Raw genomic sequence first — 542 nt, 5'->3', positions numbered from 1 at the left:
AAGGCGGGCATAGAATACTCGGAGATGAGTCAGGCATTGGGAGTTGCCCGAGAGTCGCCTCCTGCCCGTCAAGATTTCTTCCTGCACGGTCTTGACCTTCCAGTCAGGGGAGCCCCTATGTGAAGGGTACGCCGAAATACGGAAGGCCGAGATTATGGGCACGACACATCTGAAGATCGCCATCGAGGGCATGACTTGTGCCTCCTGCGTGGGGCGGGTCGAGAGCACTTTGGCGGATGTCGACGGGGTTAGGGACGTCTCGGTCAACCTTGCCAGTGAATCCGCGCAGATGGATGTCGCGGAGGGTACCGATTTCACTCAGATCGCCACGGCGCTTGAGAGCATAGGTTATCCACTGCGCTCACGGACCGTGAAACTGACCCTGACGTCGATGTCCTGTGCTTCTTGCGTCAGCCGGGTGGACCGCGCGCTCGGCGCGCTGCCCGGCGTTCTGGATGTCAACGTGAACCTGGCCTCCGAGAGCGCAACCGTGACTATTGCCGACGGGGTCGTGACCCCGCAGGAACTTTTAACTGCGACGA

At 60.1% G+C, this 542-nt stretch carries 1 protein-coding gene; it reads left to right on the top strand.

The window, feature by feature from the left end; genetic code table 11:
- Nucleotides 1-154: 154 nt before the first annotated feature.
- On the top strand, nt 155-542 hold a 388-nt coding region (locus tag BHD06_RS22810), incomplete at its 3' end, for a heavy-metal-associated domain-containing protein (protein ID WP_139784875.1).

Origin of the sequence: Roseovarius sp. A-2 (assembly GCF_002072155.1) — a bacterium.
Taxonomy (GTDB): Bacteria; Pseudomonadota; Alphaproteobacteria; order Rhodobacterales; family Rhodobacteraceae; genus Roseovarius.
The sequence above is the reverse complement of the archived record's forward strand: the minus strand, read 5'-3'. Positions and strand labels throughout refer to the sequence as shown.